Source organism: Streptomyces brasiliensis, from assembly GCF_014647875.1.
In the GTDB taxonomy this organism is placed as follows: Bacteria; Actinomycetota; Actinomycetes; order Streptomycetales; family Streptomycetaceae; genus Streptomyces; species Streptomyces brasiliensis.
On sequence record NZ_BMQA01000001.1, the window covers coordinates 256,341 to 270,071 of the forward strand.

Annotated in this window: 14 protein-coding genes; 6 read left to right on the top strand and 8 right to left on the bottom strand. The window is 71.0% G+C overall.

The window, feature by feature from the left end:
- Positions 1–2: 2 nt before the first annotated feature.
- From IEZ19_RS01195 to IEZ19_RS01205, 3 genes are read right to left on the bottom strand one after another with little or no spacing between them, the layout of a single operon-like run.
- Positions 3–1,025 (bottom strand): amidohydrolase family protein, encoded by a 1,023-nt coding sequence (locus IEZ19_RS01195; RefSeq protein ID WP_189309049.1) that lies wholly within the window; start codon positions 1,023–1,025, stop codon positions 3–5.
- Entirely contained in the window at positions 1,022–1,711 is a 690-nt protein-coding gene (locus tag IEZ19_RS01200; protein ID WP_189309050.1) for a 4-carboxy-4-hydroxy-2-oxoadipate aldolase/oxaloacetate decarboxylase, read from the bottom strand. The genes IEZ19_RS01195 and IEZ19_RS01200 overlap by 4 nt, the downstream gene beginning before the upstream one ends.
- A complete protein-coding gene (locus tag IEZ19_RS01205; protein ID WP_189309051.1) occupies positions 1,708–2,823 on the bottom strand; it encodes a zinc-dependent alcohol dehydrogenase in 1,116 nt (371 codons plus the stop codon). The genes IEZ19_RS01200 and IEZ19_RS01205 overlap by 4 nt, the downstream gene beginning before the upstream one ends.
- A 125-nt stretch (positions 2,824–2,948) precedes the next feature.
- Here IEZ19_RS01205 and IEZ19_RS01210 point away from each other — a divergent pair, with 125 nt between their 5' ends.
- Together IEZ19_RS01210 and IEZ19_RS01215 are read left to right on the top strand one after the other, a co-directional pair.
- Positions 2,949–3,872, top strand: coding sequence for a substrate-binding domain-containing protein (locus IEZ19_RS01210; RefSeq protein WP_229839849.1), 924 nt, complete (start codon positions 2,949–2,951; stop codon positions 3,870–3,872).
- 40 nt (positions 3,873–3,912) lie between these two features.
- The gene (locus tag IEZ19_RS01215; protein ID WP_189309053.1) at positions 3,913–4,365 is read left to right on the top strand and encodes an RpiB/LacA/LacB family sugar-phosphate isomerase; all 453 of its coding nucleotides are present in this window, start codon (positions 3,913–3,915) and stop codon (positions 4,363–4,365) included.
- Positions 4,366–4,481: 116 nt separating this feature from the next.
- Here the strand turns inward: IEZ19_RS01215 and IEZ19_RS01220 are convergent, their stop codons facing one another.
- The 5 genes from IEZ19_RS01220 to IEZ19_RS01240 form a co-directional block, all read right to left on the bottom strand.
- Positions 4,482–5,324, bottom strand: a complete 843-nt coding sequence (locus tag IEZ19_RS01220; RefSeq protein WP_189309054.1) for an alpha/beta fold hydrolase — start codon at positions 5,322–5,324, stop codon at positions 4,482–4,484.
- Between the two features lie 64 nt (positions 5,325–5,388).
- A complete protein-coding gene (locus IEZ19_RS01225; RefSeq protein ID WP_189309055.1) occupies positions 5,389–6,222 on the bottom strand; it encodes a 3-methyl-2-oxobutanoate hydroxymethyltransferase in 834 nt (277 codons plus the stop codon).
- Between the two features lie 34 nt (positions 6,223–6,256).
- Positions 6,257–6,877 (bottom strand): 3-methyl-2-oxobutanoate hydroxymethyltransferase, encoded by a 621-nt coding sequence (locus IEZ19_RS01230; protein ID WP_189309056.1) that lies wholly within the window; start codon positions 6,875–6,877, stop codon positions 6,257–6,259.
- A 1-nt stretch (position 6,878) separates the two neighbouring features.
- Entirely contained in the window at positions 6,879–8,165 is a 1,287-nt protein-coding gene (locus tag IEZ19_RS01235; RefSeq protein ID WP_189309057.1) for an aromatic ring-hydroxylating dioxygenase subunit alpha, read from the bottom strand.
- Positions 8,166–8,255: 90 nt separating this feature from the next.
- The gene (locus tag IEZ19_RS01240) at positions 8,256–8,570 is read right to left on the bottom strand and encodes a 2Fe-2S iron-sulfur cluster-binding protein (RefSeq protein WP_308428925.1); all 315 of its coding nucleotides are present in this window, start codon (positions 8,568–8,570) and stop codon (positions 8,256–8,258) included.
- Between the two features lie 151 nt (positions 8,571–8,721).
- Here IEZ19_RS01240 and IEZ19_RS01245 point away from each other — a divergent pair, with 151 nt between their 5' ends.
- The 4 genes from IEZ19_RS01245 to IEZ19_RS01260 all read left to right on the top strand — a co-directional run bounded on the left by IEZ19_RS01245 (position 8,722) and on the right by IEZ19_RS01260 (position 13,715).
- Positions 8,722–9,495 carry a 2,3-bisphosphoglycerate-dependent phosphoglycerate mutase gene (locus IEZ19_RS01245; RefSeq protein ID WP_189309059.1) on the top strand — a complete coding sequence of 258 codons (774 nt, stop codon included), beginning with the start codon at positions 8,722–8,724 and terminating at the stop codon, positions 9,493–9,495.
- Positions 9,496–9,591: 96 nt separating this feature from the next.
- Positions 9,592–10,725, top strand: coding sequence for a cupin domain-containing protein (locus IEZ19_RS01250; protein ID WP_189309060.1), 1,134 nt, complete (start codon positions 9,592–9,594; stop codon positions 10,723–10,725).
- A gap of 29 nt (positions 10,726–10,754) precedes the next feature.
- Positions 10,755–12,371: an ethanolamine ammonia-lyase reactivating factor EutA gene (locus IEZ19_RS01255; protein WP_189309061.1), complete on the top strand. Its 1,617-nt coding sequence runs from the start codon at positions 10,755–10,757 to the stop codon at positions 12,369–12,371.
- A 237-nt stretch (positions 12,372–12,608) separates the two neighbouring features.
- The gene (locus IEZ19_RS01260) at positions 12,609–13,715 is read left to right on the top strand and encodes an ABC transporter substrate-binding protein (RefSeq protein WP_189309062.1); all 1,107 of its coding nucleotides are present in this window, start codon (positions 12,609–12,611) and stop codon (positions 13,713–13,715) included.
- Positions 13,716–13,731 lie beyond the last annotated feature (16 nt).

Genomic DNA, 13,731 nt, shown 5'->3' on the forward strand with positions numbered 1-13,731 from the left:
GGCTACCTGCCTTCCGCGGTCAGTCGGGCGTCCAGACGGGGGTACACGCGGCGGGCGTTGGCCTCGAAGACGTGGTGCCGCTCGGCGTCGGTGAGTCCGGCCCGGTCGAGGTACTGCTTGGTGTCGTCCCAGGCGATGCCGGTCGCCGGGTCGACTCCGCGCACCGCGCCCAGCATCTCCGAGGCGAAGAGGATGTTGTCGGCGCCGACGACCCGGTGCAGCAGGTCGATGCCGGGCTGGTGGTAGACGCAGGTGTCGAAGAAGACGTTGTCCGCGAGGTGTTCCGCCGGGTCGGGGCGGCCCATGCGCATGGCCAGGCCCCGGTAGCGGCCCCAGTGGTACGGGACCGCGCCGCCCCCGTGCGGGATCACGAAGCGCAGGGCCGGGAACCGGTCGAACAGATCGCCCTCGACGAACTGCATGAACACCGAGGTGTCCGCGTTGAGGTAGTGGGCGCCGAGGGTGTGGAAGCTCGGGTTGCAGGATGTCGAGACATGGACCATCGCGGGGACGTCCAGCTCGGTCATCGCCTCGTAGAGCGGGAACCAGTACGGGTGGGTCAGCGGCGGTGAGGTCCAGTGGCCGCCGGACGGGTCGGGGTTGAGGTTGCAGCCGACGAAGCCGAGCGTCTCGACGCACCGGTGCAGCTCGGCGACCACGTCGTCCAGTCCGCCGCCCGGGGTCTGCGGCAACTGGCAGACCCCGGCGAAGTGTCGCGGGAACAGCCCGACGACGCGGTGGACGAGGTCGTTGCTCGCGCGGGCCCAGTCGCGTGCGGTGGCGGCGTCCGGCACATGGTGTTCCATGCCGGACGCCTTCGGCGAGAAGAGCATGAGGTCGCCGCCGCGCTCGCGGAGCAGTTTGAGCTGGTTGTTCTGGACGCTCTCGCGGATCGCGTCGTCGCTGATGGCGGCGGGCGGCGGCGCGGGCCGGGACGGGTCGTCCAGACGGACCAACTGGGCGTCGCGGAAGGCCTGGTGGCCGGGCGGGGTGGTCGTGTAGTGGCCGTGGATGTCAATGATCACCGGGTCGGCTCCTGATCGACATAGGTCAGGCCCTTGCGAGCGAGCCGCTCACGCATCGCATTGACGTCGAGGCTGAGTTCGCCGCTCGCGTAGCGCTTGCGGCTCGCGGCCTCCTTCTCCTCGCGGGCGCGGGCCGCCGCGAGCACGGTGGCCGCGGTGGCGCGCGGCACGGCCACCGCGCCGTCGTCGTCGGCCACGATCACATCGCCGGCCTCGATCCGCTGGCCGCCACACACGATAGGGGTGTTGACGTCGCCGAGGGTCTCCTTGACGGTGCCGAACGCGCTGATGTGCCGGGCCCAGACGGGGAAGCCCATGCGCTGGAGTTCGGCCACGTCGCGGCAGCCGGCGTCGATGACCAGGCCGCGCACACCGCGCGCGGCGACGGCGGTGGCGATGAGGTCGCCGAAGTACCCGGCCTCGGACGGGGATGTGGGGGCGACGACCAGGACGTCCCCCTCGCGGCACTGCTCCACCGCGACGTGCAGCATCCAGTTGTCGCCGGGCGGCACGCTGACGGTGACGGCCGTGCCGGCGATGTGCGCGCCGGCCCAGACCGGGCGCAGCGCGGGGTCGATGAGACCGGTGCGGCCCTGGGCCTCATGGACAGTGGCGACGCCGAATCCGGCAAGGGCGTCGACGGTCGCGCGCTCGGCGCGGCGGGAGTTGCGGACGACGATGCTCATGCGGCCGCCCAGGGCAGCAGGGAGACGTGGACGGCGTCCTCGCCGGTCTCGCCGCCGACGGTGCGGATGGCGCGGTCGGCCTCGGCGAGCGGGAAGCTGTGGGTGCTGAGCTTCTCCAGCGGGAAGCGGCCCGACGCCAGCTGTTCCAGGGCGAGTTCGCAGGACCGGTAGCTGTGGCCGCGGGCGCTCTTGAGGGCGATGGACTTCTCGGTGAGCTTCTTCAGCGGGAAGTCGGGGAAGGCGGCGAGTTCGCCCTGGACGACCATGGTGCCCTCGCGCCGCTTGAGGGCGTCGATGCCGAGCAGAACGGGCGCGGTGCCGGCCCCGGCCGTGCAGTCGAGGACGACGTCGACGCCGCGTCCGCCGGTGAGGTCCAGGACGCGGGTGGGGGCGTCCTCCCGGGTCACGTCGATCACGTGGTCGGCGCCCAGCTCCTGGGCCAGGGACAGCCGGGCGGCGTCCCGGGTCGTACCCGTGACGATGATCTTCGAGGCGCCGGCCTGTTTGCAGGCGACCACCTGGGACAGGCCCTGCTGGCCGGGGCCCTGGATCAGGACCGTGGTGGCGTACCCGACGCCGGCCGTGACCAGCGCCCACTCGATGCCGTTCGACAACGGCGTGACCAGGCCGGCGAGTTCGGCCGAGACACCGTCGGGCACCCGGTGGGTCACCGAGTTCCAGGGCAGGAAGAGGTACTGCGCGAAGCCGCCCCACAGGTGGTACGGGTTGTTCGCGGAGGTGTAGCCGTAGCGCCGGGCGTCCGGGTTGGTGCGCCAGTCGGTGGCCTCGCAGTGGCGGTACTCGCCCTGGTGGCACCACTCGCAGCGGTAGCAGCCGACATAGTGCTCCACGAAGACACGGTCACCCTCGGCGAGGCCCTTGCGCTCGGTGAAGGCACGCCCTGCCTTCGCGATGACACCGACGTTCTCGTGTCCCATGATCACCGGATCGGTGAAGGGCGGCTTGCCGTACATCTTCACGTCCGTGCCACAGATCCCGGCGACCTCCACCTTCAGCAGGGCTCCGTCGTCGGGTATGTCCGGCATCGGGAACTCCCGTAGCTCGGTCCGGCCCGGCGCCGTTCTCACCGCTGCCAGCACGTGCTCCGCCATGGCGTCGTCTCCTCACGTTGGGGACCGTCGGGGGCCGTCGGGGCCTGTCCCGCCGAAGCGCAGTGTATGGACTTATGGACTAACCATGCTACCTTTCGAGCATGGTCATACCTCGACTCCGGACCGTGACCCGCACACAGGGCGACAACGAGGCGCTGAAGACCGGGGAGGTGACACCCCACGGCTTCCGCTTCGAGTTCGAGGAAGTCCCCGTCCTCGTCCACGCGTTCCGGCGCATGGTGCGGGGACTCGAGTTCGACGTGAGCGAGATGGCGCTGACCACGTACGTGGTCGCCAAGGCCCACGGCGCGCGGTTCACCGCCGTACCGGCCTTCCTGGTACGGGGTTTCCACCACGGCGCGGTCTTCCACGACCCGGCGTCGGAGGTGCGTGAGCCCAAGGACCTGGAGGGACGCCGGGTCGGCGTGAGCCGCGGCTACACGGTGACGACGGGCGTCTGGGCGCGGGCCGTGCTCCAGGACGAGTACGGCGTCGATCTCGGCAAGGTCACCTGGGTGCTGTCCGGTGACGAGCACGTGGCCGGGTTCCGCGCACCGTCGAACGTCGAGTCGGCGCCGCCCGGCAGCTCGCTGGAGGAGATGGTCGCTGCCGGTGAACTCGCCGCGACGATCGGCCCCGCGCCCAAGTCGCCGGGGCTGGTCCCGCTGATCCCCGACGCGGTGGAGGCGGGCTTCACCGCTCTGCGCGAGCGCGGGCTCTACCCGATCAACCATCTGGTCGTCATACGCAACGAACTTCTCGAAGAACGCCCGGAGTTGGCGGCCGACGTCTTCGACGTCTTCGCCCGCGCCAAGCGGCTCTACGTGGAGCGGCTGCGCGCCGGGAGCATCGACTCCCCCACCGCCACCGACACCATGTACCGGCGGGTCATGGAGACCACGGGCGCCGATCCGCTGCCGTACGGCATCGAGCCGAACCGTGCCGTGCTGGAACTGCTGCTGCGGCACGCGGTGGACCAGCGGATCATCGAACAGCCGCCGTCCGTGGACGAGTTGTTCGCCGAGACCACGCGCACACTCACCGCCTGACCTACCTCCCCTCTTGGCCCGGGCAAGCGAAGGACCCCGTATGCACATCGCCATCGCCGCCGACCACAACGGCTTCGCCCTCAAGTCCCGGCTCATCGGCTGGCTTTCGGAGCACGGCCACACCGTCGACGACCGCGGCAGCCACACCGAGGAGATCATCGACTATCCGCCCCTGTGCGCCGACGTCTGCCGGCAGGTCGCCGAAAGGGCCGTCGACCGCGGGATCGTGCTCGGCGGAAGCGGGCTCGGCGAGACCATCGCCTGCAACAAGATGCGCGGGATCCGGGCGGGGCTCTGCCACGACTTGTGGAGCACCGAGATCTCGCGCGGCAACAACGACTCCAACGTGCTCGTGCTCGCCGCGAAGGTGCTCGCGCCCGAGCGGGCGGAGGAGATCGTCGAGACGTGGCTGACGACCCCGTTCAAGGGAGGCGTGCACGCCCGGCGGCTGCGGCAGATCGCCGAGCTGGAGGAGAAGGCGGCACGGATGTGACCCCTGCCGGGGTCTCGTCACGTGTATGAGCCAGGGGCGCGACCGTGCTTCCCCGCACGGTCGCACCCCTCTGCCCTGCCCAGTGCTGTGACCGGAAAGGTTTGCCGGCCACAGCCCTAGGTGAGGAACTCCAGCACCCGGGCCGGCGCGGTCTCCTCCGTCTGCTCGGCCACCGGGACGTCCCAGTACTCGGCGCGCGGAAGGCACTCCTGCAGATACCGTGCGGCCGACGGCGCGTGCGAGGTGTCCTGCCCGGGGACGATCAGCGCCGGTACGTCGAGCCGCAGCAGGTCCTCCGGCTCCGGACCGGGCACCGTGTCCCGGTCGAACAGGAGCCGTGCCATGCCGGTCACCGTCGCCCGGTAGCGCTCGGGGTCGGTCTGTGCGTAGTCGGCGGCGAACTCGGCGTCGCTGCGGATGACTTGGGCCCAGGGCCCGACGCGCGGGTCCTTGGTGAAGCCCGCGTCCGTACCGCGCGCAAGGGCGACGACCTGGTCCAGGCCCTGCTCGTCGGCGTACACGAGGTGGTGCCGGAAGCGGTCGTGCTGCTTCATCCGGTACTTCACGCCACCCGCCGGCGAGTACAGCACCATGCTCAGCACGCGCTCGGGGTGGGCGACCGCGACGGCGGCCACGGTGGAGCAGCCGACGCAGCCGCCCATCAGATGGGCGCGGTCGATGCCGAGGTGGTCGAGCAGCCCGACGCCCTGGCGGACGTAGTCGGCCCAGGAGATCCGCTCGAGCCGCCCGCCGGATCGACCGGACTCGCGCCGGTCGAAGGTGACGCAGGTGAACTTCTCATCGAGGTGGTCGAGCAGCCGCAGGCGCCGGTAGACACCCACGGTCCGCCAGCCCTCCAGGCTGGAGTCGAAGCCGCCCGGCGAGAACATGAGCAGCGGCGGCCCCGAGCCGGACAGCTCGTAGCGCGTGGGGATCCCGTCGATGACTGCCGTGGGCATGGACGTCGCTCCTTTCTTACGGTTCTTGGGGCCGGATGCCGGTCGCCGGACTTCCGGCCGGATGTCAGGTCGCCGGCGGGACGGGGACACCGCCGGCGACCTGGCGGGCCGCTCGTACGTCCGCGGCGTAGGCCGTGAGGGCGTCGAGCGTGATGCGGGCCACGTTGGCGTAGGTGTCCGGCGGGTCGTCGATGGCGGAGGCGGCGTAGCCGATGGCCGCGTGGGCCATGCGTATCCGCCCGTCGAGCCAGGGACCGCCGCCGAAGCCGCCGACCACCGGGACGGAGACCGCCTCGGCGACAGCGGCGCCCACGACCGGGCCGGAGTTGGTGAAGTTCAGCAGGGCGGCGCCCGCCTCCTCCAGGCGCTTGGCCTCCGCCACCATGGCGTCCCGCATCTCCACCGGCACCTGGTCGGCGGCCGTGGGAACCGCGCTGTACTCCACGCCGAAGCGCAGCGCGGTCTGCGGCGTGATCCCGAACTGCGCGAACACCGGGATGCCCGCGCGGGTGATGGCCTCGACGGCCTCGGGGAAGTCGGCGGCCGCGTCCAGCTTGACCAGGTCGGCGCCGGCCTCCTTGACGAACCGGATCGCGGCGCGGACGGCGCTGTCGGTGCCCTCCTGGAGCGGGCCGAACGGGAAGTCGACGCTGACCAGCGCGCGCCGGACTCCGCGCCGTACCGCCTGGGCGACGACGAGCATCTGGTCCATCGTCACCTCGAAGGGGTTGGCCTGCCCCCAGAGGTTGACGCCGACCGTATCGCCGACGGAGACGAGGTCGGCGCCCGCCCGGTCCGCGATGCGGGCGATCTGGTAGTCCCAGGCCACGACACCGACGATCTTGCGTCCTTCGTCCTTCATCCGCCGCAGGCCGCGCAGCGTGACCTTCTCGGACATCCGGTCCTCCTAAACGGTGCGCTGAAACGGTGCGCTAAACCCTGAGCGCGGTGAGCAGTTCGAAGGCGTCGCTCTCGTCGGCCGACAGCAACAGGACACGGGCGTACGGCCGTAGCGCGGCCACCGCGTCGTCGGCCTCGAAGCCGTCGCCGAGGACCACGCCCGCGGTGGTGATCCCGCGCCGGCCGCAGAACCGCCCGATGGCGGCCGCCACGTCCCGGCCGCCGTCCTCGGTGGCGAGGACGACGACCACGTCACTGCCGGTGAGCGCTTCGTCGAGCGGCACGTCCGGCACCGTGTCCGGCGGCGCGGCCGCCACCCAGCCCGGGGGCGCCGCCGGCATCTCGCCGGGAGCCATGGCCCCGCTCTCGGACGGCGGCTCGGATCCGCCGGCTCCCGGCCGGCCCCCGGCCGCTCCTCCGCCGGCGAGCCGGCGCAGCCGGCCCTCGGGGCCGAAGGGGCGGTCCGCGGTGAAGAACCGGGCGTGGGCCCACGGCCGTTCGGCCAGGTGGCGGGCGACCGCGGCCGCCCGCTCGTCCAGGGCGATCACCCGCGCCGCGCGGGCCGGGGCGATCGGTACGTCGATCCGGTACCGGGACTCGCTCGCCGAGGCCGCGCGGGCGCTCTCGCTCAGCTGTCTGGTCGCTGTCGTCATGTCACACCGACGACTGCGGGACGCCGGGGGTGACCCTGACCGCGTCGCGGCAGGAGTCCAGGAAGGACTCGGCCCGCGGCAGCACCACCGCCGCCGACCGCACCCTGTGGTGCTCCGGGTCCACCCCGGGCGGGGTCACGCCCTCGTCGCGCAGTGCGATCGCCGCCTTGCGGAGCTTCTGGCGGGCCTTGATGATCCCGCTGTCGGCGGGCACGAGCCGTTCCTTGGAGCGGTCGACGATCGGGCCCATGCTCTCCTGGAGCGAGGCGTCCTGCATGGCGATGCCGGCCACGCCGGAGTAGGTCTCGCCGCGCTTCTGCGCCGCACGGTCGATCAGATAGTCGTTGTCCATGTTGGCCATCGGCCGGTAGGTGCCGGGGATGTTCTTGCTGTGCACCCCGTGGCCGTCGATCATGGCCTGCCGCTCGGTGTCGGTGAGGGCGCGAACCGGGTGGTAGTCGAAGGAGTACGTCCAGCAGTTCTCGTCGTCGATCGGTACCCAGAAGTGGCCGTGCACCGGGTGGTCGCCGCGCGGCGGGACCATGGTGAACGCGGGCATCACCCAGGGTGTGATCCGCCAGTAGTACGTGCCCTCCTCGGCGTTGCGCCGGGCGCCGACGAACAGTCCGCCGTCGCTGTCGGCGACCTCGAAGAAGGGCTTGGTGTCGTTCATGTTGTACTCGTTGCCCTTCGCGCCCTTGAACAGCGGGTCGGTCTTGAGGCCGCCGGAGTGCAGGAAGGTGACGTGGCTGGAGTCGATGCCGCCCTCGAAGGCCTGCAGCCAGTTGCACTGCTGCCAGCGCTTGGAGGTGTAGGTCTGCTCCGCCGGGACGTGGATCCACTCGAACTCGGGCAGCGGGGGCTGGGTGGCCCGGTCGCCCATGTAGGTCCACAGCAGGTCGCCTATCTTCACCAGCGGGTACGACGTGAGCTGCACGTTCTGGCAGAAGCTGCTGTTGTCGGCCTCCGAGGGGACCTCGACGCACTGACCGCTGACGTCGTACTTCCAGCCGTGGTACGGGCAGCGCAGACCGGAGCCCTCGTTGCGGCCGAACCACAGGGAGGCGCCGCGGTGGGCGCAGAACTCGTCGATCAGGCCGTAGCGCCCCTCGCTGTCGCGGAAGGCGACCATGCGCTCGGAGAGCAGCTTGACGCGGACGGGCGGGCAGTCGTTCTCGGGGAGTTCCTCGGCGAGCAGCGCGGGGATCCAGTACTGCCGGAACAGTTCACCCATCGGCGATCCCGGACCGGTCTGGGTGAGCAGCTCGTTGATGTCTTTTCTGAGCACAGCCGTTTCCCTTTCAGGTACTGACCCGCCCGCGGGTCATGGGCTTCGGTGCCGGTCGGTGGGCACGGAGCGGGCCGGCCGGGCGGCCGGTCAGGGCTGCTCCGGCGGGATGTCGACGGTGAGCCCGCCGAGTTCCTGCGTGACGCGGATCTGGCAGGACAGCCGGCTGGTGTCGCGCCGCTCGGCGACGGCCAGGTCGAGCAGGTCGTCCTCCATGTCGCCGGGCGGGCCGACGAGCGGCACGAACTCCTCGCGCACCCAGACGTGGCAGGTGGCGCAGGACTGGTTGCCGCCGCACTCCGCGACGATCCCGGGCACGCCGTTCTTCACGGCGGCCGCCATGACCGAGTCCCCGACCGTCGCATCGACGGTGTATTCGGGACCGTCACTGCCGACGAAGATCACCTTGGGCAAGGTCCCTGTTTCCTCTCGCGATCGGCGGAATCCACTGCGAACGGGTACGCCGTCGGGCTCCATCCGTTCGGTGGTCTGTCCATTAGACCAGAATCCTGGAAGGGGGAACAAGAGATCGGACGCGGGGGCCACAATCGGCCGTATGCGAACGCTGATCCTGCTGCGCCACGGTGAGAGCGCGTGGAACGCCCGCAACCTGTTCACCGGCTGGGCCGACGTCGGCCTCACGCCCCGGGGCGAGGAACAGGCCCGCGACAGCGGCCGGTTGCTGCGCGCCGCCGGGCTGCTGCCCGCCGCCGCGCACACCTCGGTCCTCACCCGGGCCGTGCGCAGCGCCACCCTCGCCCTGGAGGCGGCCGGCCGGTCCGGGATCCCGCTGACCCGGGACTGGCGGCTCAACGAGCGGCACTACGGCGCCCTCCAGGGCCGGGACAAGAGCGATGTGCTGCGGGAGTACGGGGAGGAGCGGTTCCGGCTGTGGCGGCGTTCGTACGACGCGGCCCCGCCGCCCGCGACCGGTGCCGCGCACGCTCCGGCCACGCCGCCCGCCTCCGCCCCGGGCTCCGGCTCCGCCGACGATCCGGCGCTGCCCCGCACCGAGTCCCTGGCCGACGTCACCGCGCGGCTGCTGCCGTACTGGCACGACCACATCGCGCCCGGCCTGCGCGCAGGCCGGACCACACTGGTGGTCGCGCACAGCAACTCGCTGCGGGCACTGGTCGCCCACCTCGACGGGCTCGACCCGAAGGAGCTGCTGGACCTGAACATCCCCACGGCCATGCCGCTGCGCTACGACCTCGACGAACAGCTGAGGCCGCTCGTCCGGGGCGGCCGGTACCTGGACCCGGGGGCCGCCGCCGCGGCCGCGGCAGAGGTGGCGGACGAAGGTCACCGATCATCGCGTTCGACTCGTTGACGCCCTCAAGTGGTGGACTTATGGTTCTACCAATCCACCCCCTACGCCATGTCAGCGCAGGTCGTGTCGCCACAGCCGACCAGGAAGGGCCGTCATATGGCCAAGGATGCGATCGTCAACGACTCCCTGGCGGCGAAGTTCGCCACGGAGAAGGACTCCCCCTACACCCGCTGGGTCGCGGCCGAAGGGCTCGACATCATCGCCGCCCACTATGTGCCCGACCTGCGCACCGTCGAGCTGAAGCCCTGGGAACGGCGCGGCGGCCGGGGGGTGTTCATCAACCACGAGGCCACCCGCACGTCCAACGACTGCTACGTCTGCGAGATTCCGGCGGGCGGCACGCTCGCCCCGCAGCGGCAGCTGTTCGAGGAGATGGTGCTCATCCTCGAAGGCCAGGGCTCGACGAGGGTCTGGAACGACGCCGGCGCGTCGGTCACCTTCGAGTGGCAGGCCGGATCGATGTTCGCGATCCCGCTCAACGCCCACCACCAGCACTTCAACGGCTCCGGCCGAAAGGCGGCGCGGTTCGTCTCCTCGACGAACATGCCGCCTGTGATCAACCTGTACGACGACCCGGAGTTCGTCTTCAACACCCCACACGACTTCCCGGACCGTTTCGACGGCGAGCCCGACTACTTCGCGCCCCGGGGCGAGCAGAAGGGCCTGCTCCTCGACACCAACTTCGTCGCGGACGCGGTCAACCTGCCGCTGATCGAGGCGAAGGAGCGCGGCGCGGGCGGCGGGCACATCCGCTTCGCGATGGCCAAGGGCTCGATGAACAGCCACATCTCACAGTTCCCGACCGCCACGTACAAGAAGGGCCACCGGCACGGCCCCGGCGCCCACGTCATCATCCTCTCCGGCGAGGGCTACAGCCTGATGTGGCCGGAGGGCGAGGAGCCGCGCCGCTACGAGTGGGGTCCGGGCACCCTGATCGTGCCGCCGAACATGTGGTTCCACCAGCACTTCAACACCGGTACCGAGCCAGGCCGTTACCTCGCCTTCAAGCACGAGGTCGTGTCGGTCCGCAACGCACAGGGCGTGCCGAAGGCCTGGATCAGCCGGCGCATCGGCGGCGACCAGATCGACTACGCCGACGAGTCGCCGTACGTGCGCGAGACGTTCCGCGAGGCCCTGGCCAAGCACGGGATGCAGCCGCAGATGGACGCCGTCTACGAGGCAGAGCTGGCCACGCTCCCGCCGAAGCCGGACCAGTCCGCCACCGCCTGACCGAGTCGACGTCCGTAAGGAGCGGGACCGTGCGGCACGCCGGCACAGACAGTCACGACCACGGGGTGCGCACGGTGTACTCGGCGTACACCCCGGACCACGACCACGTACACGACGACGAGGCGCCGGGGGCGCTGGAGGACAACCCGATCTGGCGGCAGGACAACGTCACGCTGCACAGCGTCGGGATGGACATCGGCTCCTCCGGCACCCAGGTCGTCTTCTCGCGCCTGCATCTGCGGCGCATCGGTGAGGATCTGACGAGCCGCTATCTGGTGGTGCGCAGGGAGACGCTGCACCGCTCACCGGTCGAGCTCACGCCGTACACGAGCGACGAGTTCATCGACGCGGCCGCGCTCGGCACGATCATCGACACCGCGTACCGCGAGGCGGCGGTGGACCCGGCCGACGTGGACACCGGTGTCGTCATCCTCACCGGCGAGGCGCTGCGTCGCCGCAACGCGGAGGCGATCGCGGGCGTCCTGGCCGAACGCGGGGGCGAGTTGGTCACCGCCACCGCCGGCCACCACATGGAGGCCATGCTCGCGGCCTACGGCTCGGGCGCGGCGAAGACGTCGTACGACACCGGGCGGCGCGTCCTCACCGTCGACATCGGCGGTGGGACCACGAAGTTCGCCGTGCTGGACGCGGGCCGGGTCACGGCGACGGCCGCGCTGCACGTCGGCGGCCGGCTGCAGGTGGTCGACGACGGCGGGCGCATCGTGCGGCTCGATCCGGCGGGCGGCGCGCACGCGGCACGCGCCGGGTTCACCTGGAGGGCAGGGGACACGGTCCTCGGGTCAGAACTGGACCGGGTTGCGGAGTCGATGGCGGACGTGATCGTGGCAGCGCTCACCGCCGATCCGCTCCCCGCGCACGTCCGCGCGTTGTACCTCACCGAGCCCTTGCCGGACCTGAGCGGGATCGACGGGGTGATGTTCTCGGGCGGGGTCGCGGAGTACGTGTACGGGCGCGAGGAGGCCGACTTCGGAGACCTGGGCCGCCGGCTCGGCCGGACGCTGCGGCGGCGGCTGGACGGCGGTGCGCTGCCCTTCCGGCTGCTGCCGGCGGGCGAGTGCATCCGCGCGACGGCGCTGGGCGCCTCCGAGTACAGCGTGCAGCTCAGCGGGAACACGGGCTGCATCACCGATCCCGGTGCCCTGCTGCCGCGCCGCAGCCTCCAGGTCGTGAGACCGGTCTACGAGCTGGGCGCGACGGTGGACGCTCGGGCGGTCGAGGAGGCGATCCGCCGACGGCTGGTCGCGCTCGACGTGGCGGCGAGCGACACGGACGTCGTGCTGGCCCTCACGTGGAGCGGCCCGCCGAGCCATGCGCGGCTGCTGCCGTTCGCCCGTGGTGTCCGGGACGCGCTCGCCGAGCGGACCGCGCGTGGGCGGCCGTTGTACGTCGTGCTCGACGGGGACGTGGCGCTCACGCTCGGCCGGCTGCTGCGCGAGGAGCTGGACGTCACCGCGGACCTGCTCGTCGTCGACGGGATCGCGCTGCACGACTTCGACTATGTCGACATCGGCCGGGTGCGCTTCCCGTCGAACACGGTGCCGGTGACGATCAAGTCCCTCGTCTTCGGACCCGACCCCGGCCACGGTGCACCGTCCCCGTACACGGCACCCGCGTCACAGGTGTGAACCGTGGCGCCCCTGGCCGGTAACGATAGGGTAAATCTCTCGTCCGATGGTTAGACCATAAGACCGAACCTGCTGTTTCATGCAGGAACCCCGGCACACGGACGGACGCGAACCGCACCCGCTCGTCGACCCGCCGACGGCTCCCCTCCCCCCTCGTCGGCGGGATCGCACCCTCCCCCACGCTCCGTGCCCTTCCGTCCGCCCCGCGAGCCATCCGCCTCGTCCAAGGAGTGTGCGATGCGTCAAGGTGCTCTCCCCGCCGGCCTGCTGGCCGGCGGTCTTCTCCTCACCGCCTGCGGCGGCTCGCCCACCACGGCGGGCACGGCCGGATCCGCTCCCGACAAGAACCCCTACGCCGCCTACGAGTCCCTCACCGGCCAGGACCGCACCGACAAGCTGCTGGCCGACGCCAAGAAGGAGGGCGGCACGCTCGACCTCTACACCTCGAACACCGACATCCAGGACCTCGTCGACGGCTTCGAGAAGGCCTACCCCGGCATCAAGGTCCAGGCCTTCCGGGCCAATTCGGAGACCGTCCTCCAGCGCGCTCTCCAGGAGAACCAGGCGAACAAGCCGCAGAACGACGTCATCGACACCAACGACCTCGAACTGCGGGCCCTCGACTCCCAGCACCTGCTGCACGCCTACCAGGGCTCCGCGCTCGACGGCCTGAAGGACGCGGCCAAGGGCCTGGGCGGCTGGACGGCGGAGCGGTTCAACGCCTTCGTCGTCGGCTGGAACACCAACCAGGTCAAGAAGGGCCAGGAGCCCAAGGACTTCGCGGACTTCGCCGACCCCAAGTGGAAGGGCAAGCTCTCCGTCGAGGTCGGCGACTGGGACTGGTACGCGTCGATGCACACGTACCTCACCGACGAGAAGGGCATGAGCGCGGCGGACGTCGACGCGCTCTTCGCGAAGATCGCCCGCAACGTCAAGGTCACCAAGGGCCACACCGTGCAAGGAGAACTGCTCAGCGCGGGCCAGTTCGCCGTGGCCCTGTCGGTCTACAGCCACACCGTCGACAAGGCGGCGAAGAAGGGCGCGCCCGTGGCCTGGCGGCCCGCGGTCGGGCCGGTGATCCTGCGCCCCAACGGCATCGCCCTGATGGCCCGTCCGCGCCATCCCGCGGCTGCGCTGCTGTGGACCGACTGGGTCCTCACCGCAGGGCAGAAGGTCATCGCCGAGTCCCTGCGGATCCCGGCGGCCAAGAGCGTGCCCGGCTTCAAGGACCCGATCCCGCCGGGCACGACCACCTACGCCCTCTCCAAGTCGGCCGAGACCGACACCAAGAAGTGGAACGCCGCCTACGACGCCCTGCTGCGCGGCGTCCCGGCAGCGGGCTGAGCACGACCCCCTTTTC

Coding starts and splice junctions, on each gene's coding strand:
- IEZ19_RS01200 (WP_189309050.1), bottom strand. CDS start 1,711: ATGAGCATCGTCGTCCGCAACTCCCGCCGCGCCGAGCGCGCGACCGTC.
- IEZ19_RS01205 (WP_189309051.1), bottom strand. CDS start 2,823: ATGGCGGAGCACGTGCTGGCAGCGGTGAGAACGGCGCCGGGCCGGACC.
- IEZ19_RS01215 (WP_189309053.1), top strand. CDS start 3,913: ATGCACATCGCCATCGCCGCCGACCACAACGGCTTCGCCCTCAAGTCC.
- IEZ19_RS01220 (WP_189309054.1), bottom strand. CDS start 5,324: ATGCCCACGGCAGTCATCGACGGGATCCCCACGCGCTACGAGCTGTCC.
- IEZ19_RS01225 (WP_189309055.1), bottom strand. CDS start 6,222: ATGTCCGAGAAGGTCACGCTGCGCGGCCTGCGGCGGATGAAGGACGAA.
- IEZ19_RS01230 (WP_189309056.1), bottom strand. CDS start 6,877: ATGACGACAGCGACCAGACAGCTGAGCGAGAGCGCCCGCGCGGCCTCG.
- IEZ19_RS01245 (WP_189309059.1), top strand. CDS start 8,722: ATGCGAACGCTGATCCTGCTGCGCCACGGTGAGAGCGCGTGGAACGCC.
- IEZ19_RS01250 (WP_189309060.1), top strand. CDS start 9,592: ATGGCCAAGGATGCGATCGTCAACGACTCCCTGGCGGCGAAGTTCGCC.
- IEZ19_RS01260 (WP_189309062.1), top strand. CDS start 12,609: ATGCGTCAAGGTGCTCTCCCCGCCGGCCTGCTGGCCGGCGGTCTTCTC.